At 35.6% G+C, this 21,963-nt stretch carries 17 protein-coding genes and 1 pseudogene; 12 read left to right on the forward strand and 6 right to left on the reverse strand.

What is annotated here, in order from left to right:
* Window positions 1-9 precede the first annotated feature (9 nt).
* Genes LLS04_RS07400 through LLS04_RS07415 form a run of 4 tightly spaced genes read left to right on the forward strand, consistent with a single transcriptional unit; the run spans window position 10 to window position 4,011 of the window.
* Complete coding sequence (locus tag LLS04_RS07400) at window positions 10-933, forward strand: type II secretion system F family protein (RefSeq protein ID WP_323611068.1); 924 nt, start codon at window positions 10-12, stop codon at window positions 931-933.
* 9 nt (window positions 934-942) lie between these two features.
* The gene (locus LLS04_RS07405) at window positions 943-1,863 is read left to right on the forward strand and encodes a type II secretion system F family protein (protein ID WP_323611069.1); all 921 of its coding nucleotides are present in this window, start codon (window positions 943-945) and stop codon (window positions 1,861-1,863) included.
* Window positions 1,863-2,174 (forward strand): DUF192 domain-containing protein, encoded by a 312-nt coding sequence (locus LLS04_RS07410; RefSeq protein ID WP_254006467.1) that lies wholly within the window; start codon window positions 1,863-1,865, stop codon window positions 2,172-2,174. The genes LLS04_RS07405 and LLS04_RS07410 overlap by 1 nt, the downstream gene beginning before the upstream one ends.
* Window position 2,175: 1 nt before the next feature.
* Window positions 2,176-4,011, forward strand: coding sequence for a hypothetical protein (locus tag LLS04_RS07415; protein WP_323611070.1), 1,836 nt, complete (start codon window positions 2,176-2,178; stop codon window positions 4,009-4,011).
* Window positions 4,012-4,054: 43 nt separating this feature from the next.
* Here the strand turns inward: LLS04_RS07415 and LLS04_RS07420 are convergent, their stop codons facing one another.
* Window positions 4,055-6,127: a glutamine synthetase III gene (locus tag LLS04_RS07420; RefSeq protein ID WP_323611071.1), complete on the reverse strand. Its 2,073-nt coding sequence runs from the start codon at window positions 6,125-6,127 to the stop codon at window positions 4,055-4,057.
* 277 nt (window positions 6,128-6,404) lie between these two features.
* On the opposite strand from LLS04_RS07420, the gene LLS04_RS07425 reads away from it, so the two are divergent.
* From LLS04_RS07425 to LLS04_RS07440, 4 genes are all read left to right on the forward strand, one after another.
* Window positions 6,405-6,782, forward strand: a complete 378-nt coding sequence (locus LLS04_RS07425) for a cytidine deaminase (protein ID WP_323611072.1) — start codon at window positions 6,405-6,407, stop codon at window positions 6,780-6,782.
* A gap of 166 nt (window positions 6,783-6,948) precedes the next feature.
* Entirely contained in the window at window positions 6,949-7,536 is a 588-nt protein-coding gene (locus tag LLS04_RS07430; RefSeq protein ID WP_323611073.1) for a TetR/AcrR family transcriptional regulator, read from the forward strand.
* A gap of 4 nt (window positions 7,537-7,540) precedes the next feature.
* Window positions 7,541-9,649, forward strand: coding sequence for an efflux RND transporter permease subunit (locus LLS04_RS07435; protein ID WP_323611074.1), 2,109 nt, complete (start codon window positions 7,541-7,543; stop codon window positions 9,647-9,649).
* Window positions 9,639-11,783, forward strand: a complete 2,145-nt coding sequence (locus tag LLS04_RS07440; protein WP_323611075.1) for a hypothetical protein — start codon at window positions 9,639-9,641, stop codon at window positions 11,781-11,783. The genes LLS04_RS07435 and LLS04_RS07440 overlap by 11 nt, the downstream gene beginning before the upstream one ends.
* Window positions 11,784-11,833: 50 nt before the next feature.
* Here LLS04_RS07440 and LLS04_RS07445 read toward each other — a convergent pair.
* The 4 genes and pseudogenes from LLS04_RS07445 to LLS04_RS07460 all read right to left on the reverse strand — a co-directional run.
* Window positions 11,834-12,942 (reverse strand): annotated as a pseudogene (locus LLS04_RS07445) (IS3 family transposase); the annotation flags it as partial.
* A gap of 150 nt (window positions 12,943-13,092) precedes the next feature.
* Window positions 13,093-14,385 carry a branched-chain amino acid transport system II carrier protein gene (gene brnQ / locus LLS04_RS07450; RefSeq protein WP_323611076.1) on the reverse strand — a complete coding sequence of 431 codons (1,293 nt, stop codon included), beginning with the start codon at window positions 14,383-14,385 and terminating at the stop codon, window positions 13,093-13,095.
* A 63-nt stretch (window positions 14,386-14,448) separates the two neighbouring features.
* Window positions 14,449-14,961: a hypothetical protein gene (locus LLS04_RS07455; RefSeq protein WP_323611077.1), complete on the reverse strand. Its 513-nt coding sequence runs from the start codon at window positions 14,959-14,961 to the stop codon at window positions 14,449-14,451.
* A 348-nt stretch (window positions 14,962-15,309) separates the two neighbouring features.
* Complete coding sequence (locus LLS04_RS07460) at window positions 15,310-16,551, reverse strand: competence/damage-inducible protein A (RefSeq protein ID WP_323611078.1); 1,242 nt, start codon at window positions 16,549-16,551, stop codon at window positions 15,310-15,312.
* A 185-nt stretch (window positions 16,552-16,736) separates the two neighbouring features.
* Here LLS04_RS07460 and LLS04_RS07465 point away from each other — a divergent pair, with 185 nt between their 5' ends.
* The 3 genes from LLS04_RS07465 (at window position 16,737) to LLS04_RS07475 (ending at window position 20,205) form a co-directional block, all read left to right on the forward strand.
* The gene (locus tag LLS04_RS07465) at window positions 16,737-17,279 is read left to right on the forward strand and encodes a carbonic anhydrase (protein WP_323611079.1); all 543 of its coding nucleotides are present in this window, start codon (window positions 16,737-16,739) and stop codon (window positions 17,277-17,279) included.
* A 161-nt stretch (window positions 17,280-17,440) separates the two neighbouring features.
* The gene (locus tag LLS04_RS07470) at window positions 17,441-19,024 is read left to right on the forward strand and encodes an ABC-F family ATP-binding cassette domain-containing protein (RefSeq protein WP_323611080.1); all 1,584 of its coding nucleotides are present in this window, start codon (window positions 17,441-17,443) and stop codon (window positions 19,022-19,024) included.
* 20 nt (window positions 19,025-19,044) lie between these two features.
* Window positions 19,045-20,205: a VanZ family protein gene (locus LLS04_RS07475; protein ID WP_323611081.1), complete on the forward strand. Its 1,161-nt coding sequence runs from the start codon at window positions 19,045-19,047 to the stop codon at window positions 20,203-20,205.
* A 55-nt stretch (window positions 20,206-20,260) separates the two neighbouring features.
* Here LLS04_RS07475 and LLS04_RS07480 read toward each other — a convergent pair whose 3' ends face one another.
* Window positions 20,261-20,491 (reverse strand): hypothetical protein, encoded by a 231-nt coding sequence (locus LLS04_RS07480; protein ID WP_013852959.1) that lies wholly within the window; start codon window positions 20,489-20,491, stop codon window positions 20,261-20,263.
* Window positions 20,492-20,661: 170 nt separating this feature from the next.
* On the opposite strand from LLS04_RS07480, the gene LLS04_RS07485 reads away from it, so the two are divergent.
* Window positions 20,662-21,963 carry a PTS sugar transporter subunit IIC gene (locus LLS04_RS07485; RefSeq protein ID WP_323611082.1) on the forward strand — a complete coding sequence of 434 codons (1,302 nt, stop codon included), beginning with the start codon at window positions 20,662-20,664 and terminating at the stop codon, window positions 21,961-21,963.

A 21,963-nucleotide genomic window follows, 5' to 3' on the forward strand; every position in this document is an offset into this window, starting at 1 on the left:
TGGATTATAATGGCAGCATGCCTTAGCTACATTACGCTTGTTGTCCTACAGTTTGTATTAAATTTGATTTATCATCGCTTCATTATGTTGAAAGACCGTTTGGACTTGATTGAAAAACAAAGTTTATACGGTTATTCAAAAAAATCAAAAAAAGATCAGAAGAAAGAAAAACAATCCATTAGTATTGAGGTTCCTGAAAAATTAAAAGAAAATCTTTTAATGGCTGGAATTAATTTACGACCGGATGAATTCCTAAAAATGTGGTTAGGACTCACAGCATTTGCTGTTGTTATTTGTGTTGCGCTTGATAAAGGGATGATTGTAACATTATTTGCCTTTGCAGCAGCACTGATTGGCCCACCAATGTATATTAAAATTAAACGAAAACAACGAATTGGTAAATTTAGCCAGCAATTAGGTGATGCCTTATTAATTCTTTCCAATAGTTTACGTGCTGGGTTTACCTTTGAACAAGCACTTGCAAGTATTGCGAAAGATTTACCGGATCCAATTGGACCTGAGTTTCTTAAAGTATGCCGTGAAGTTGAATTAGGGGAGAATATTGAAAAATCTTTAGCCGCCGTATCAACACGCATGGAATCCGAAGAAATGAAATTGATGAACACTGCTGTTAGTATTCAAAGACAAGTAGGGGGAAACCTTGCGGACGTCTTAGATAATATCGGTGAAGCAATTCGGGAACGCATTACAATTCAAAAAAACATCAAGGCTTTAACAGCTCAAGGTGATGTATCAGCGAAGGTTATTGCGGGGTTACCGATTGTTGTTCTTGTCTTAATTTCGATGGTTAATAAAGAATATATGGAGCCTGTGTTCACAACTCCATTTGGTTATGCATTACTTGGTGTAAGTGCAACTCTTGAAATTATGGGTTATGCTTTAATCAAAAAAATAACAGATATTGAAATGTAGGAGGAAATCATGATAAAAGCAATTACAGGAGCAATCTTTGCGTATGTCTTCGTGGATTTTGTAATGAGTGTTCTAACAGGAAAGTCACTTGTTATTAAAAAACGATTGGATGAAACAAAGAATTCGAGCTCACAAAAGCATGGTTCTGATGACATTTTAGATAAAACGTTCCAAGAACGTTTCTTACAACCTATTGTTGATAAGCTGATTCATGCCGTATCAACAATGTTACCGGTTAAAGCTGAATCGCAATTAAAACTTGCGGATCGATTGCTTAAAGCCGGGATTACAACTAATCCTAAAGATTACCGTGCGATGAATGTTATTATTATTGTTGGTTTTGGATTAGTTGGACTCTATCTTGCAATTACATCCCATCAACGCGGATTTTCTCGCGTTATGTATATGATGATGGGGATGGCTGGTGGATACGTATATCGTCGTTATTCACTAGAGGGAAAGATAACAAAACGTAAAAAGGTTATCAAAGGACAATTACCTGAAGTTATGGATATTTTAAGTGTTTCTGTTGTTGCGGGTCTAAGTTTTGACCAAGCACTCGGACATGTTACAACCAAAGCAGAGGGACCCTTGATTGAAGAGTTTCGTATTTGTCAACGGGAGATCATGTTGGGTAAACCTCGTAAAGAGGCGTTAAACCGACTTTCTGAACGAACTGAAATTGAAGAGGTAAAATCTTTTACCAATGCTATTATTCAAGCAGATGAACTTGGGATTTCACTCCAAAATGTTTTAATGAGTCAATCTCAAATGATTCGTACTTCACACCGTCAAGATGTTGAAGAACGTGCTGCAAAAATTCCAGTTAAAATTCTGATTCCAATGGTACTCTTTATTTTCCCTGTTATCTTTATTATTCTGCTCGGACCAGCTGTGCCGACAATTATTGAAGCATTGGGAGGCCGATAATGATAAAAAACCTCGAAATCGCATCAAACTTTGGAACACGTTTCAAAGGGTTGATGTTGAGAAAAGAAATCAATGAAGACCAAGGAATGTTATTTCTTCATTGTGCACGTGTTCATACTTGTTTTATGAAGTTTGACATTTGTGTCATTTACTTAGACAAAGACTTTAATATTATTGACCATGAAGTAATAAAACCTTGGCGTCTCGGTAAAAAAGTAAAAGGTGCGCGTCATCTAGTTGAAGCGTCACCTCAAATCGTAACATCACTCAGTGATATTACATTTAATGAATTAATTATGAAGGAGGGATAAGATGAACGATTTTTTTGATATGAGTTTTGGTGATGATTCAAAATCAAACGACTTCGCCATGCCGACATTTGACGCATCAAATGACATCGACGATGAAGAAGATGATGATCTCGAAGAATCATCGAATAAATTCAAAAAGACACTTTTCGGAGGCTATACACGCGGTAGTGTTGAAGCATATGTAGAGCAAATTGAACAAAATGTTTCACAGATGCAAGGAAACCTCGAATTTCAAATCAAAGAAATGTTGCTTGAAAAAGCTTCACTTTCTCAAGAAAATGCTTTACTAAAGTCACAATTTACAGATGCAGAATCGAAAATGATTGAAATTGAAGAAGAGTACAAACGCATTAAAGGTTTAAATGAAGAATTAGCTGAAAATATTAAGAATCAAGAATTACAGTTTTCAACTGAGTTAAATCAATACAAAACCGTTAGTGGAGAATTACAAGAAGAATTAGACAAAATATCTTCTCACTATCAATCACTCCAGGAACAGTTAGAACGTGCTCATGGTGAAGTATCCGTTTTAACACAGCAAGTGAAAGAAAATGAAGAAGAAAATATTAAAGTTGAGCAATACCTTGATCAACTTGAATCAAGCCTACAAGAAAAGAATCGCGCACTCGAAGAAAGTGTACGCCTCTTAAAAGAAAAAGAAATTGAACTTGAAACAAGTAATGCTGAAGTTCACGAGTTACGCGAACAAATGCTTGTTATGGAAACTAAACTAGCAGAAAAAGATTCAGAAATCGCACGTACTATGAAAATTTTAGAAGAATATCAAGCTCAAGAAGAAAACTTTATGGCTTTAATTGATCAAAAAGAAGATATGATTATTGAACGCAATAATGCACTTCAAGAAGCAGCGCGCATGGTTGAATCATTAGAAAGCCAACGCGAAGCATTTGAATCACGTCTAATGGATCAACAAGGAACAATTGATGAACAACAAGAGTCAATTGAACATACACAGTATGTCCTTGATGAAAAAGAAGAAGAGATTAAAACACTTGAGGTCAAAATTCAACAACTTACTGAAGCTGTCGAAGCAATGAACAGTCAAGATGATTTAGCTGTTGAAACCTTAACAAATGAAGTAGAGTTTTTAACTAAAAAACTTGAACTCATGACATCTGAAAAAGATGAGACTGTAATGTTGTTACAAGAAAAGATTCAAAATCTTACACAACAACTTGAACAAGTTCAATTACAACCAAATATTATGCAACGTGTAGAAGATATTCGTACGCAATATGATCAATTACTTCAAAAGAAGGATATTATCATAAACCGTTTGGAAGCAGAAGTTAACAGCGCTCCTTCTTTTACATTCGATCAAGAACGTGCACTTCTAAAACAAGAAATTGCGCAATTGCAAGAAGAACTTAAGCAAGAAATGATTGACAAATATCAGGTTCGTAAAGGATTGAACGATGAGGTGCGTCGTCTCAAAGAACGATTAGATACACAAACGTTTCAAGGGCAACCCAGACAAGACTTTGAACGCATTATCGATGAAAAAGACACCCAAATCAATCAACTCTTTCAGAAATTACAGAATATGCAAAAAGAAATGGAAGCATTAATGGGACGCGTTAATTTTACAAACCCATCTCATGATGCACTTCAAGAACGTACTCGTATTCAACATATGAATATACAAGAGCCAGTCCTTGAGCCTGTTTCTAATTTTGTACCAACACCACAGGTTGTTGAACCTGTAGTAGCAGCTAAAAATGACTTTGAAGAAGAAATTGCTCGTATTTATAAGCAAATTGAGGCTCAAAGAGAAACATTAGATGCATTTATGGATCACTATAAATACAATTCATAATAAGAAAAAGGTATTCAAGTTGAATACCTTTTTTTGTTGTGTACTAGAGTTCAAATAATAATTGCGTATAAGTTGGGAATGGATAATGTGATTTGGAAATAACGCGTTCCATTCGATCAACCAGTTCGCGAATTGTCTCAAATTCTGGTCGAATTTGATGATGCATTGCGAGTGATTTTTCTTCTAAATCAGTAATTTCGTGAACAAACAATAATTTCTGTTCAAGTGTCATGATTGCAGCGTCAAGTGCATCGAGATTTAACTCGAGGTTTCTGATTTGACGTAGAACATAACTGCTTTGACTGTTTGATTTCGATAAGTGATTAATAGAAGTTACAATTGCAGGCATAATATCTTGTTTCACCATTTTTAGTAAAGTATTGGCTTCAGTGTTGATGGTTTTTATAAATCGCGTTTGAACGATAATGGTACGGGCTTGTAATTCACGTTCACTAAGTACTTCAGTGTTTTTAAATAATTTAATTGTGTTTGGATAAAGCATAGAAGGAATTGAATCAACATAGTGTTCAAGATTTGGTAAACCACGTCGTACCGCTTCATCTTTCCAGTTATCATGATAAGCATCACCATCAAAAATAATCCTGTGATGCGCTTTAATGATTCGCTGACAGTGTCCCAATGCTTGTTCGCGAATATCTTGTACATACTTGTATTGCTCTAAGTCATCCGCGATACGCTCAAGTGATTCTACCATAATTGTACATAACACAGTATTTACAAATGCACTGCAAATCGAAGACCCTGGCATCCTAAATTCAAATTTATTTCCAGTAAATGCAAAAGGAGATGTGCGATTTCGATCTGAGTAATCTTTCGTCACAGCGCTCAGTGTGGTAAGTGGTGTAAAATACTGAACCTCTTTTTCAATATTAATTTCCTTTGAGGTCGCTAATTGCTTGAATATTTCTTCAAGGACAGATCCTACAAAGAGTGAAATAATAGCAGGGGGTGCTTCAGATGCTCCGAGTCGATGATCATTGCCAGCAGATGACCCTGCAAAACGCAATAATTCCGCATGCGAATCAACCGCTTCTACGAGTGCGCACACAAAGACAAGGAAACGAATATTCTCGTGAGGTCGTTCGCCCGGTTCGAAAAGGTTGTGCCCAGTATTTGTTACTAAGGACCAATTATTATGCTTACCGGATCCATTAATATTTTTAAAGGGTTTTTCATGAAGAAGTGCTGATAAATGATGTTTTTTTGCAACGCGCTGTAATGTTTCCATAACGATCATATTTTGATCAAGAGCAATATTTGCCTTTTCGAAATGGGTAACGATTTCAAATTGTGCAGGAGCGACTTCATTATGTTCCACTTTACTGTAAACACCAAGTTTCCACAACTCATCATTAACATCCTCCATATAGTGCACAACATTTGAAGGGATATTACCGTAATAATGGCCCACTAAATCTTGACCCTTCGGTGCATTTTCGCCTAAAAGGGTACGGCCCGTAAAAACTAGATCTTCTCGTTGTTCGAAATGTTTAGAACTAACCAAGAAATATTCTTGCTCTAAACCAATCATAGCATCAACACTTGTAACACTTTTATCACCTAAAAGATTTACGATACGAGTTGCCTGTTTACTTAAGGCTTCCATAGATTTTAAAAGTGGCGCCTTCTCATCCAAGGATTCACCGTGATATGAAATAAAAATTGAGGGAATAAATAAAACATGCCCCCGAATAAATGCGGGAGAGGTTACATCCCAATATGTATACCCACGTGCTTCAAAAGTTTGTCGTAAACCACCATTTGGAAATGAGGATCCATCTGTTTCTCCCTTAATTAATGTTTTGCCAGAGAATCGTGTGATTGGCTTACCATTTCGATCGGGCTCAATAAAAGCATCGTGTTTTTCCGCACTTGAGCCTGTCATCGGATGAAACCAATGAGAATAATGCGTAGCACCATGTTCTAAAGCCCACACTTTCATTGCATGTGCAATTGCTTCTGCATTTGCCATATCCATTTTCTCTTTATATTGGATTGCATTTAACCAACGTTCAAAAACGGGGCGAGGTAAATACTCGCTCATCACATCCTTTGTGAAGAGCTTACTTCCAAAATCTTCGTACGGTTTCTTCATAAAATTCTCCTTTTTCTTGTAAAATATAAAATAATTAGCAATAAAAGTAAAGAATTTTTTGGTTTTGTTTCACTTTTTTCAAATTAATAAGTAAAATACTCGATATTTTTCAAGAATATAGGAGTTTTTACTCTTTTATAACGATTATATCAAAGATTAATATCGTAAAAAATAGCATACATATATGGTCAAAGTTAGTATGTATATTTATTTTTACAAAACTCTTTTATTTGTGTAATTGATGTGATAGAATTACGGAGAAATAGGAGAGATAAGTATGAAATATAGTGATTTAATTGAAATAGCACACCACAATTCAAGATGTGATGTGCTATCCTCGAATGCATTATTAAATGGAGAATGTACAGCATTATTATCAGCAGATGGAAACGTATTTACTGGGATTTCTGTTCAAAGTACAACAGGATCGGGATGTAATTCAGGTGTAAGTGCTATTGCGGAAGCTTTAAAATCTGGAAAAACACATTTTGTGAAGATGGTTACTGTGAACGGTGAGGGAAACGTGATTGCACCTTCAGGTCAAACACGAGAACTTCTTTCACAAATTAATGCAGATAATAAGCAATGTGAGATTATGGTTTCTAATGACCATTTAGTAATCCTTGATCAACTCTTGCCATATGCAGCATATTAACACGGGAAACCGTGTTTTTATTTGCCTAATGATGCGATAATAGAACTATAAAAAATAGAAAACGATACAATTTCATGAAAATAGTTGACCAACGGTCAGTTTGGTGATAAACTAAACAACGGCTGGCATAATGACCAATGGTCAGTTTGTATCAGAGGAGGGAAATATGGTAACCAAACTTGAGAAAAACAAGTTACTTAAAGAGAACAAATTGTATAATGCAGCGTATGATTTATTTACGAGTCATGGTATTAACGAAACATCAATCAGCGATATTGCGAAACATGCTGGAGTTGGTAAAGGAACCTTTTATCTATACTTTAAAGATAAATACGATATTTTAGATCGAATTATTTTTAAGAAAAGTTCGGATGTTTTAGTTTATGCGGTTAACGAAACACATTTAAACGTATTCGAACATTTTGAAGATGAAGTGATATTTTTTATCAATGTTATCCTTGATTTTTTAGAACAAGATCGACTCCTTCTAAAGCTTATTCATAAGAATTTATCATGGGGGGTTCTTAAAAAGGCAAAAGAAGACTATGAAGAGATTAATTTAATCTATCATATGTTTACAAAAGGCCTTAAAGATTTAGGCATATCAGAAGCAGAAATAGATCATACGATTTACATTGTAATTGAACTTACCGGTTCAGTTGCGTACAATACAATAATTCTTGAGGAACCCTCAAGTTTAGAAACCATGAAGCCCTTCCTCTTCGATACCATAAAACGTATTATTAGGAGATGATTTCGTGAAGAAAGGTTTTACCCAAGCGTTTGGAGATGCGATTGCTAAACACCGCAAAATTATATTAATTATTGCGACATTGCTTTTAATTCCATCGCTTTACGGAGCAGTATCTACGAAGATAAATTATGATATTCTAACATATCTTCCAAAAGATTCTGAGTCGGTTAAAGGTCAAGAAATACTAGACCGAGAATTTGGTGGTGCATCAACTGGAATGTTAGTCATTGAAAACATGACAAACAAAGATGTAGTAAAAACTAAAGAAAAGATAAAAACTGTTAAAGGTGTTGAAGATGTAATTTGGATCGACGACCTTGTAGATATATCCGTTCCTTCAACAATGTTACCCGAAGATGTACAGTCTTTACTCTTCCGTGAGAATTCAACATTACTTATTGTTAAGTTTGATGAAGGAAATGCCTCACCACTTACCCATGAAGCAATCGATGATATTCGATCATTGCTTGATGAACATTCATTCCTCAGTGGAATGTCTGCATTATTAAAAGATACAAAAGAACTTGCAGATGCACAAACACCAATTTATGTTGGACTTGCAGTATTACTTGCCACATTAGTGCTTGCAATGACTTTAGAATCAACCGTTATACCGTTTATAATCCTCTTGAGCATTGGATATGCAATCGCTTATAACTTTGGAACAAACGTGATATTTGGTCAAATATCATATATAACCAAATCATTAGCTGCCGTATTGCAATTAGGTGTAACGTTGGATTATTCGATTTTCTTATTACATCGTTATGAAGAGGAGTTACGCAAGAATTCAAATAAAGAACAAGCAATGGGTTCTGCGATTGCCTCAACTGCATCATCGATTGTAGGGAGCTCATTAACCACGGTTGCAGGCTTTTTAGCGATCGGTGCTATGAATCTAACAATCGGTAAAGATATTGGATTTGTAATGGCTAAGGGTGTCGTGTTAGGTGTATTATCCGTTCTAACGGTATTACCTTCATTAATTCTTATCTTTGATGGTCCAATTCATAAATGGCGTCATCGTACAATTTTACCTGAATTTAACCATCTATCAAAATTAGTTACACGTCATGCGAAAGTGTTTGTACTCATTGGAGTTTTACTCTTTGTTCCGGCATATTTTGGACAAAGTAACAATGATGTTTACTACAACCTTGATGAGTCCTTACCACAAGATATGACATCAATGGTCGCACTTACAAAATTAAAAGATGATTATAATATGCAAACAACTCATTTTGCAGTTATACCGAAAACAGTTCCTGATTTCGAAATCACCCGAATGATTAAAGAAATCGAATCGTTAGATGGCATTGAAAATGTTATTTCATATCAAAAATATGTAGGACCTACTGTACCAGAGTCGTTTTTACCTGAAAAGGTAGTCTCGATTTTCGAGAAAGGTGATTATAAACGTCTAATCATTAATTCTTCTTTTAAATCCGCTACGGATGAAGAAAATCAACAAATAGAGGCGATATCTTCAATTATGAAACATTATGATGAAGATGCATTATTAACGGGTGAAGGGGTCTTAACAAAAGATCTGATCGATATTGCAGATGAAGACTTTGCTCGTGTTAATGCACTGAGTTTTGCTGCCGTATTTATTATCATTGCCCTTGTATTTATGTCCGTATCAATTCCAGTTCTCTTAATCGCAGCAATCATGCTTGCAATCTTTATTAACATGAGTGTTCCATTCTATATGGGAACTTCTATTCCATTTATAGCTGGTATCGTAATTGGATCAATTCAATTAGGGGCTACAGTTGACTACGCAATTCTGCTAACTACACGATTTAAAGAAGAATGTGGGAATGGTTTAGAAAAACATGAAGCAATGGAAATTGCTGTTAAAGAATCAGCTAAGTCAATATCAACAAGTGGACTTGCATTCTTTGGTTCTACCGTAGGTGTTGCAATTATTTCTGAGATGGAATTAGTATCAAGTCTTAGCGGTATGATCGCTCGTGGAGCAATCATTTCTACACTCGTTATATTATTTATTCTTCCTGGTATCTTACTTGGATGCGAAGGAATTATAAGTAAAACAACACGGGGATGGAAAAAAAGTAATAAAGGAGATGTTATAACGAATGAAGACTAAAAATTCAATACGTGCACTAAGTGGTGCGATTGCAATCAGTATGGTTGCCGTTGTACCTGTAAGCGCAAATGAACCGATAAAAAAAGACGAAACAGTTTTTGTAAACTTGGATAGTGATGGTCGCGTGATTCATAAAGTATCAAGTGTACACTTACATTCAGATAAAGAATTAAAGACTGTTTCAGATAAATCAAATTTGAAAAATATCGTCAATGTTAAAACGGACGATCAACCTGGTATTGCGGGTAATACAGTAATATGGAATACCGATCAAAAAGATGTTTATTATCAAGGAGATATCGAACAATCATTACCGATTGAAACATCGATTCATTATACCCTAGATGGTAAAACAGTTCGTCCAGAAGATATTGTTGGACAAAGCGGTCGATTAAAGATTTCAATCGATATAAAAAATAACGATCCACGCACTATTAAATTAAAAAATGGTGGAACAAAGAATGGTTATGCACCCTACATGGTTGCAACTGTCATGAACTTATCCTCAGACACTTTTTATGATGTTACTGTGAATACAGGTAAGTTAATTCAAGATGGGAACAATCAAATTGCTACTTTTGTTGTTCTTCCAGGAATGAAAGAAAATCTCGGTATTACCAAAGAATTCTTTGGTCTTGATGACCATATCGAAGTCCAAGCAGATGTTGTGGATTTTGAAATGAGTCCGATTGTATTTACCGCGACTTCAAACATTCCAAATTTAGAAGCATTAGAAGAATTTGATCGTGTTGAAGATGTTGCAAGAAGTATCGAGACTTTAAAAGATGCTGCCAACCAACTTGCAAACGGAACACAACAATTATCCGATGGTTCAAATCAATTAAATAGTGGTATTACCGACTATGTTAGTGCAGTTGGTAAAGTAAGCGATGGATCGCATGAGCTTGCTTCAGGTTCGGGTGTGTTTTTTGACGGTATTTATCGAAGCTCAGTAGGTGCACAATCTCTTGCTGACAATACATCTCTTTTTACCGAGAAAGCAGAACAATTAGGTAATGGTTATATGGCTTTAAGTGAAGGTGTTACGCAATATGCTTCAAAAGCAACTCAATTGAGCGAAGGCTTTATCAAAGCTTCTGAAGCATTGAAACCCGTTAGAGGCTCTGTAACCAAACTTAAGACTGGAATGAGTCAAATTGATTCGGGTACACAACAATTGACGACGGGAAGTCATCAAGTTGTATCGGGTGTAAACGGAGTCCAGGGTGCAAATACAATGGGATTAGGTCAAATTAAACAAACAACACAAACCATTGCATCGCTCAAAGAACAAATTACCGTTCTTGAAAAAGCAATTGCATTGATTCCTGAAGACAAAGATCGTACTGAAATACAACAAGAATATGAAACACTTGTTAAAACGGTTAATGCACTCGAACAATCCAATGAAGCAGTAAATACAATCTATGGCCAAATTGATACACAACTTCCAAAACTTGTTGGAGGTAGTGAAGCTGTGGAACAAGGACTTGAAACTGTGAATACAAATCAAAAAGCAGTCCTAGAAGGACTTGGTCAACTTGATCATGGATTGGAACAATTTGAAACTGTGTCAACTCAATTAAATGAGAATGCACAAAAACTAAATGCTGGTGCCTCCGTACTTGACACTAAATCTAAAGAGGCATCACATGGGAGTCAACTCTTACTGGATGGATCGTCCAAACTTTCCGCAGGTGCTACAGAGCTATCATCAGGCATTCAAAAAATAAATGACGGATCAAATGTCGTTAAAGAGGGACTTGATGCTCTTGCACAAGGCTCAAATCAAGTTTATTATGCTGGATCGCAACTCGAAGCGGGAGCTTCAAAACTTGCTGAAGGTTCAACAGAACTTAATAACAAAGTTAATGAAGGAATGGCTGAAGCGAAATCACACGATGAGATCAGTATGGATGATTTAACTCGAATTCTTGATGTAAAAGATGGTCTCTTAGAGATCGCTGAGACAAATACAACATTAAGTGGTCTGGGTTCTGACATGGAAGGTAGTTCCAAGATGATTATGAGAACTGAGGCAATCAAGAAAGAAAAAGAAACAAAAGTGATTGAAGAAACAGTTCAAGAACACAAAGGATTCTTTGCTTGGATTAAAGAAAAATTTTCAAAATAAAAAACTACTTTGGGACTGACCCATACTAATGGGACTTTAAATAAAAGTAAAGCTTGTAACCGGAATTCTACCGGTGATACATAACCAAGCTTTGCCTGTATTCGAGTTTCGTTGTAATATTTAATAAAGTTTATCACAGTTTGTGATACAATTTCACTAGAACTGCAGAGTTCCGGATATAAGTAGAACGTTTCAGACTTTAAGCAGGAATGAAACGATTCGATTGGAGCATTGTCAGCAGGCGTCCCTTTACGGGACATACTCATGGCAATGCTTTTATTTTTGACTCGGGTCTGGTACGAATGAGATGTATAGACGGAACCTTGATCTGAATGCAAGATACAAGATGCTTCAAGTGCAGGTAATTGATTCAGGGTATCGAGTACAAACGACACATCTTGTGTGTCACCAATCGTATATGAAATAATTTCCCCATTGAAGCAGTCCATGATACTTGATAAATAAAGCATCTTCGTGCCAAATGGGAGATAGGTTATATCTGTTACGAGTTTCTCTAAAGGTCTTTCCGCCTTAAAGTCACGTTGTAATAAATTGTCGCTGATAAAAGAATTCGTTCCTACCTTTCGGTGTTTCTTAACTTTTACTCTACAGTTCAAATAATGTTTCTGCATGATTCTCTGTACTGTATTGTGGCTTATCTGCATTTTCCTTCTTAGAAGTGCTGTGATTTTACGGTATCCGTACAGATATCTAGTTTCTTTACATAAATGAATCACTGCTTCTTCATTATCGGATAATGATGTATTCAAATATAGATTATTTTTCCAACGATGGTAGGTTGAAGAAGATACTTCAAGAACTTCTAAAATTATCTTGAGCGGCATCTGATTCTTATAGAAACTTACGAGTTCTAGGACTACTTCTGGTACCACCTTCTTTCCAATTGAATGTACTTTTTTAAGATTTCATTATGAGCCTTAAGTGATCTATTTTGATTTAAGAGAACTTCTTCTTTTGTAGAACCTTCAGGACCGTGTCCAAAGGTATACTGTTTTCCAGCAGGCTGTTCGAGGCGATGTAAGTCGCCATCACGATACCAATACCACCAAGCATAAACTTGTGATTCACTTTTAATATTAAGGGCATCCTGAATCGTCTTAACAGGGATTCCATCCTGTTTCATTTGAATAGCTTTCATTTTAATCTCTAAGGGATACTTGATTCCTACTTTATTGGAAATAAAAATGCCTCCGTTCTAAGTTTCATATTACTATGATTCTCGAATAGAGGCATTTCTTTTTTTTATTTACTCCCACTTATGTGGGTCAGTTCCTTCGGTCGTTTTTTTTTAATCTTCAATCCGTGTAAGGTTTGCATAAATTGTTGTGATAATTGCAATGATAATCCCGGGCATGACCCAAGATAGTTGAAGTTGATGTAATGGAAGCGTCGAGATAAGTCTAAAGCATGTACTATACGCGTGATTAATGCTCGACATGATACTTATACACCCCACAACGATCGTCGTTATCTTGAATGTTATATCGGGTATGTCGCCGATAAATGTTAGGAGAATTAAAGTGATTGCGATTGGGTAGATTACACTCAGAATCGGTGAGCTAATAGCTAAAATATGATTGAGGCCGAAATTTCCAATAACTAAACTGATCATAGATAGTAAGATGACAAATTTTTCGTAACTTAGAATTGGTAAAAGTTCTGAAAAATACTTACTGCATGATGTGATTAATCCGACACAGGTTGTGAGACACGCTAGGGTAAAGATCGATCCTAGAACAATCGGACCGTAAGACCCATAGGCTGTATATGAAACTGCAATCAAGACCTCTGCACCATTTGTAGCATTTGGTAAGTTCGGTGCAATATGAGAGCCTAAAAGCGCTAATAAAATGTAAACCAGAAATAATAAGATACCCGCAATCGCTCCGACTTGATATGTTGTTTTCCGAATCACTTTTTTATCAGTAATTCCAATTTCTTGAATAATCATCGAGAGTACGAGACCAACTGTAAGGGAACCGATTGCATCCATCGTCATATATCCATTAATAAATGCAGCCGTTGCTGGATGAAGACGATATGGATCTTTTGGAGGGAGTATCACATGAGTTTGTTTAGAAAAGATGAGAATTGCGGTAATAATTAAAAGACTAAGAAGAATCGGTGATAACACTTTACCCATGCGGTCCACCAACTTATTGGGTTTCATGGATAACCATGCAGCAATACCAAAGAACACAAACGTATAAATAAGCATTCCAACACCCAAGTTCGATGCAGATAACATCGGTTTAACTGCAATTTCGAAAGGCATCGTGCCTGCACGTGGAATCGCCAGTCCAGGTCCTATAGAAATATAAATAATAACGGTGAATGCAGTGGCAAAGTATGGATGAACTTTTGACCCAATTGGATTGAAGCCTTCAGCCTTTGCGACAGCACTAATACCTAAAAACGTTAGAAAGACGGCAGACATTGAAAAGAAGAAGATTGATATTGGAAGGTTATATCCCGATAGATAACCAATCATGGAAGGAAAAATAAGATTTCCAGCACCAAAAAACATAGAGAAAACTGTAATACCAAGAGAAAGCACCTCAAGGCGTGATAATTTGTTCATAAAAGACCCCAATTTCTAGAATTTAAGTTTAAAGTATAAAGGTGGATAATAAGTGAAATTGTACTAATTCCCGAGGATATGGTCAAAGTTTTTTTCAAATAGCGTAATTTGATAGTCAATTGTGTTGTACGTGATTACCGGACTCGAATTATTTGTTTTGTTTTTAATGATACTACTTAATTGGATTAAACGGTTATGATGATCGAGAATCAGTGAAGCCATTCGATCATGTGTATTGATATCATCGTTACGATAGTTTTGGCTGCAAATCATATCACCTTGGCTTCGAGACTTAAAACGAATTGATTCATTCAGAGATGCAATTTTCACGTCCTTATGGTCCGTTAGACGAAATGACCTTAAAAATGTGCGATGATAATTATCTTTATAAAAAGTTCCATCCTGATTTAAAATAACGTACGTTCCTGTATGGGTCAAAATCAACTGGGATTCCAATTCATTACCACATTTATAAAATCGAGTGTTTTTCATAAATGGATTCAGTGATGAATACATAAACAAACCAATACACATCGATATTAATAGGAAATAGGTTAAGATATTCTTTTTATTCATATACATAGATCCCCCAATTAAAGCGCTATAATTAGGATTATACACTGTTTTAGCGATTATAGGTCATCTTTCCTATCATTTAAACGATTTATTTTCAAATACAATAAACCATATTCGTATTTGATACTTTAAGGGTGTTTTTGAATAAGCGTTTTATATCTTAAATCGATTTAAGTTTTATTTAAGTTTATATTAAGAATTAGGTTTTAATATATAGGAGTCGGACAGTGGAGGGGGACATGTATTCCCAGTACATGGTCACTGTGAAAATATATTCATTCTTCTCCTTGAATATAGCCGACATAAAAAAACGATGTAGTCTTCTGTCATTTAACTACATCGTTTTTTTTATTTGATTTCATCGAAAATCATTTTCAAGGCATGATTTGTTGCCATTTTTTGGATTTGTATTCGTTCATCAGCATGGTTTCGACCTAAGTTGAGGGTTTTCACTTCAACACATTTTGACGTCGCAATTGCAATATATACAAGGCCTACGGGTTTATCATCCGAACCACCTGTTGGTCCTGCAATACCTGTTATACCAATACCAATGTCCGATCCTGCAAGTATACGAATGTTTGAGGCCATATGTTTCGCAACTTTGGGAGAAACAGCTCCTACCGTGTCAAATAACTCATTTGGTACGCGTAGAATTGCGTTTTTTTGTTCATTTGAATACGTAGTAACACCTAAATTAAATACCTTTGAACTACCAGAAACGCGTGTTATTCGTGAGCTTAAGAGACCTCCCGTACAACTTTCAGCCGTTGAAACACTCAAGTTTTTGCGTGCAAGTAATGGCACAATTACATCTTCAAGGTAGGGCACATCAACGCTGTAATAGAAATCTTGAAAAAGCACCTTGATTTCTTCGATTACGGGTTGAATAAGTCTGTCAGCTTCTGAATAAGACTGTGCACTTGCAGTCACACGCAACATGACGCTTCCATCTGAAACATACGGTGCAATAGTAGGGTTTTGATAATCAACCATTTTGTCTTTGAGAATTGATTCTACCGTTGATTCACCAATTCCAAATAAATAAAGTTTATGGGATACAAGTGTTACGTTTGTTTTTTGTTTTAAGTAGTCATTGACAGAGGTTTCAAACATCATCTTCATTTCGCGTGGAGGTCCGGGAAGTAATATAACGGTTTTGGTATCGATCTCAATACCAATTCCTGGAGCTGTACCACACATGTTTTCAAAAACAAAAGCACCTTGAGGAATCATCGCTTGTTTAATATTGTTCTCAGTCATCACTTTTCCAGTCGTTTTAAAATACCTTTCAAGTTTATCCATAGAAGCCTGGTGAAGTACAAGTGGCAGACCGAGTAATTCAGCGATAATTTCTTTTGTGAGATCGTCATAAGTTGGACCCAGCCCACCTGTAAGAAGAATGACATCGCTACGACTTAATGCTTCCGAAAAACTATGTTTAAGACGCTCTGGATTATCACCCACAACACTTTGATGGTAACAAAATATGCCATCATTCGCTAATTGTTGCGCAATATACGTTGCATTTGTATTCACAACATCTCCCAACAACAATTCAGTTCCAACACAAATAATTTCTGCTTTCATAATTCAACTCCGTTCTGTCACTATAATACCATTGTTACTGTCTTTTAACGAGAAGAATTCTTGATGACATTTTGTGATAGTTTCATGACAGCCGTCGTCATGTTTGAATAAACATTTTATAATAACTATAAGAAGTAATTGTTTTTAAAACACAATCAAACAGCGATGAAAGAAGAGGAGCAGTTATGCGTCATAAATGGGAAAATTCACTATATTTATTAAAAGATGGAAATCTTCGCTTTACAAATCAAACGGTTCGAAATTCACATCATTCTCAACATGAGATGGAAGACTTAGGGACGGGACAAAATCCTTATGCGATTATTCTTAGTTGTTCGGATTCTCGTGTGTCACCGGATATTATATTTGATTGTAAGTTAGGGGATTTGTTTTTGATTCAAAATGCTGGCAATATTTCAGATTCTTCGGTGTTAGGAAGTATTGAATATGCGGTTGAGAATCTTAAAACGCCTTTAGTTGTCGTATTAGGTCATAGTCAATGTGGGGCAATCAGTGCCGCATTCAATAATCTATCACTTGATGGAAATCTTAAAACCATTGTGGATCAAATCAGAGGACACATTTTAAGTGAAGGTATTGATCATTCATCGGAAAACCACGCTCAAAAAACGGCTTCAGAAATCGCAGACAATTCGTCGATCAAACGTCATGATGTTAAAGTTATAAGTGCGTTTTATGACATCACAACGGGACTTGTATCGTGGTAATAATTGCTTTGATATCATAAGACTACTATATTCATAAAAATTTGCTATACTATTAAGAAGATAAGTAATGTAAAAGCCAAGACAAATCTGTCTTGTTTTTATTGTTTATTTATAAATATACTCTATAATAGGAGTTTGAATGAATTTAAAGGAGAATATCAGTGATTAGTACAAATAATTTATCGTTAATGTTTGATGGCAAGGCATTATTCGAAGAGGTATCTATAACATTTACAGAAGGTAATTGTTATGGTGTCATCGGAGCAAATGGTGCAGGGAAATCAACCTTCCTTAAACTCTTATCCGGTGAACTTGAACCAACAAGTGGTCATATATCAATTCCAAATGGAAAACGACTCTCGTTTTTAAAACAAGATCATTTTGCCTTCGATGATTTTACTGTTTTAGAAACAGTTATCATGGGGAACGAAAAACTCTATGAAATTATGAAAGAAAAAGAAGTAATCTACGCAAAAGAAGATTTTTCAGAAGCGGATGGCATTCGTGCCGGTGAACTGGAAGAACAATTTGCGGATATGGATGGTTGGAATGCTGAAGCGGAAGTGTTCACATTATTAAATGGTTTAGGCGTTGATCGTCAATATCACGAATCGAAAATGGAACAACTCACAGGTTCTGATAAAGTTAAAGTATTATTAGCCCAAGCAATTTTTGGTAATCCTGATATTCTTCTACTTGATGAGCCAACAAACCACCTTGACCTTGAAGCCATTCAATGGCTTGAAGAATTCTTAATTAATTTTGAAAGTACCGTAATTTTAGTATCCCATGACCGTCACTTTTTAAATAAAACATGTACTCATATTGCGGATATTGATTTCGGTAAAATTCAGTTATTTGTAGGAAACTATGACTTCTGGTATGAATCCAGTCAATTAATCCTTCGTCAAATGAAAGATGCAAATAAGAAAAAAGAAGAAAAAATTAAAGAACTTCAAGATTTTATTGATCGCTTTAGTGCAAATGCTTCAAAATCAAAACAAGCAACCTCACGTAAACAAGCTCTATCAAAAATTAAACTTGATGAAATGGTACCTTCAAAACGTCGTTACCCATTTATTGAGTTTAAACCAAAACGTAATCTTGGAAGTTCAGTATTAGAAGTTGGCGATCTGAGTGCTACTTTAGATGGCAAACAACTTTTCACAAATTTAAGTTTCACAATTGGAAATAACGAAAAGGTAGCCTTCGTAGGAGACCAAGAAATCACTAAATCACGCTTTTTTGATATCATTACAGAACGAGTTCAACCAGATGCTGGTTTTGTGCATTGGGGATCAAGTGTTGATTATGGTTACTTTAATAAAAACTTTGATGAAGATTTTGAAACTGATGAACGAATTGTTGATTGGCTCATGGAATTTTCTGATGAAAAAGATGAAACGTATGTACGTGGATTTTTAGGACGCATGATTTTTGCTGGAGATGATGCATTGAAGAAACTTAATGTTCTATCCGGTGGTGAAAAAGTACGTTGTATGATGTCCAAGATGATGATTATGGGTAAAAACGTTCTAATTCTTGATGAACCAACAAACCATCTCGATATGGAATCCATTACTGCATTAAATAATGCACTGATTAAATTCCCGGGTACAATTCTGTTAGCGTCACATGATCACCAAATTATTGAAACAACCGCAACACGTATTATGGAATTTAAAGAAGATGGTACGCTTGTAGACTATCTCGGAACATACCAAGAATATTTAGACCGTAAATAACAAGTAAAGGGGAATTGACGATGCAGACCTATCTTTATCCAATACGAACTGCTTTAATCAGTTTTCCTTTCATTGCATTTGCGATGTTAATTCCATATTTAATTTATGATTATCATAAACATGGCTCGGTCTCAAAATGGCGGGCTGTGGTAATCTATAGTTTTATTTTCTATTTACTGTGTGCTTTTTATCTGGTAATTTTACCATTACCCGATCGACAAACAGTGCATACACATTGGAAAGATATGATTCAACCCATTCCATTCTCATTTATATCGGACTTTATTCGAGAGTCCTCGATGCGTTTATCAAATCCAAACTCGATTCTGATGGGATTAAAAGAGGGGGTATTCACGCAACCGGTTTTTAATATCCTGATGACTGTCCCTTTTGGAATTTATTTACGTTATTACTTTAGCTGTGATTTAAAGAAAACAGTGATTTTAAGTTTTATATTATCATTATTCTTTGAGCTTACACAGCTTACAGGACTTTATGGACTGTATCCAGGACCTTATCGTTTATTCGATGTGGATGATTTAATCTTAAATACTTTAGGTGGGCTTTTCGGATATGGTATCGCTCCCTTAATGACTTATTTTTTCCCAACCCGAGAAGCGTTGGACTTAGAATCAGCAGAAAAATCGGTTCGAGTGACTTATATACGGCGTCTTGTGGCTTATTTGATTGATACAGCGATAATGTCGGTGTCTCTTTCAGTATTTATGCTTGGAATGCGTGCAATCAATCCCGTATTAGCCCAGAATCATGTATTTGTGTCGATAATTAACTTCATTGGATTCATCTTCTTTTTTGCGATGTGGCCAATTGTACATCAAGGATCAACCATAGGAATGTCAGTGGTGCAAGTCCGTATCGTCGCAGATCAGAGCGCATCAAGAATCAAATCTATAATTATAAGAACCGTTCTAGTTTATATATTTATCATTCGTTTTGGAGATATTACAGGGGCACTGTTTGAAATGGTCTCATCAACGAATTTATATGTTGGTACCATTACGTCGGTTCTCTATTTATTGGTGATTTTAGGTTATTGGATATTTATTGTGAGTCATATTATTTCAACATTGTTTCACAAGGATTATCGCCTTTTTTATGAACGGATTTCGAAAACATCTATTGTTAGTACTTATCATGAAAAAGAGTCGATGCATTCATAGTTTAAAATACATAAAAAAAAACGTTCGCTGTTATCAGTGAACGTTTTATATTGTTTTAGATATACTCATCTGCTTTGACTGTAAACATAATTGCGCCAGCCATAGGATCTTTCTTGATTTCAGCTTTAATACGTTTGCACGCTTCGTCTTTATCCTCCATGTCCGTTTCGAAATAGAGTTTGATACCATCTTTCTTTACAAAAGTGCATTTCGGATCGGTCATTGTTTCAACAATTTTTTGAATTTGTTTTTGCATGATAGGACTATTAATAATAATTGTATTCATACTAATACCTCTTTCTACAAAATAATAGTAGCAAAATATGGAACCGATTACAATAAAAAACGAAGATATTGAAATAATATTCCAATATTTGCGAAGAAAGGTTGAAATATATTTTGATATCGGTTACTATTCATATGTAAGCACTAACAAGTGCAGGAAAGGGAGTTAATATGGAGAAGTTAACACAATTTATAGAAGAGAAGATTGCCCCACCACTCATTAAATTTTCTCAGTTAAAATACGTTCAAGTTATGCAACGTACTGGACTTGGAATCATGTCCCTATTAGTTATTGGTTCTGTATTTTTACTTATTGCATCATTCCCGGTTAAGGCTTGGACTGATTTCTTAGGTGATAAACGCTGGGTTATTGCAGCAGCATCTGGAGTAGGGACAGGTTTTATTGCCCTTTATACTGTAATCACGACATCGTATGGATTGGTCGAATACTACAATAAACAACGCGGAGAAAATCACGATATTGTTCAACCGATGATTCTAGCCGTTGCATCATTCTTACTTTTAAATCCAGCACAAACTGTTACAACAATGGTTGATGGTGTTGAAGGTAAGTTTACAGGTGTTCCATCAACATATATGGGCGCACTTGGCGTATTCGCTGCATTGATTGTCGCAATTATTACGGTTGAAATTTATCGATTTGTTGTTAATAAAAAACTTGTTATTAAAATGCCAGAGGGAGTTCCTCCAATGGTATCTCAATCATTTATTGCATTAATTCCAAGTTTCTTTGTAATTTTATTTTGGTGGTTATTGGGTCATGTTTTCCAATTAAACATTCCAGAATTGATTGCAGGCGTGTTCAAACCATTAGTAGCTGTTGGTGATTCACCAATCGTTGTTATGATTGCAACACTTCTAAACCGTATTCTATGGGCTGTTGGGATTCATGGATCCAACATTGTAAACTCAGTAGGTGGTACATTCTGGGGTCAAATGTCACAATTAAACCTTGCTGCATTTGAAGCTACCGGTACACTTGCAAATCTACCACACACATATACATCCGTATTTATGGATAACTATATTTGGACCGGATTGTTCCCATTATCACTTTGCTTAATAATGTCAAAATCACCGCGTTTAAGCGGTTTAGGTAAACTTGCTTTAGCTGCATCCTTATTCAATATTGGTGAACCTCTTATCTTTGGATTACCAATTATGTTGAATCCACTCATGATGATTCCATTCATCTTAAGTTACTTAGTGCTCGCGCTTGCCGCAATTGTTTTAACAACATTAGGTGTCATACCAGTACCGGCATTGATGATTTCTTGGATTACACCAGCACCGATTAAAACATATTTAGCAACAGCAGGAAGTATTCCAGCAACAGTGTTTGTACTTGTTGGTTGGGTATTTATGTTCCTATGCTTCTATCCATTTGTGAAGGCAATGGAGAAAAACGACCTCGCTGAAATGGCTGCTGCGGAACAAGCAGAAGAAAACTAA

The organism is Erysipelothrix enhydrae (genome assembly GCF_035066605.1).
Taxonomy (GTDB): Bacteria; Bacillota_I; Bacilli_A; order Erysipelotrichales; family Erysipelotrichaceae; genus Erysipelothrix; species Erysipelothrix amsterdamensis.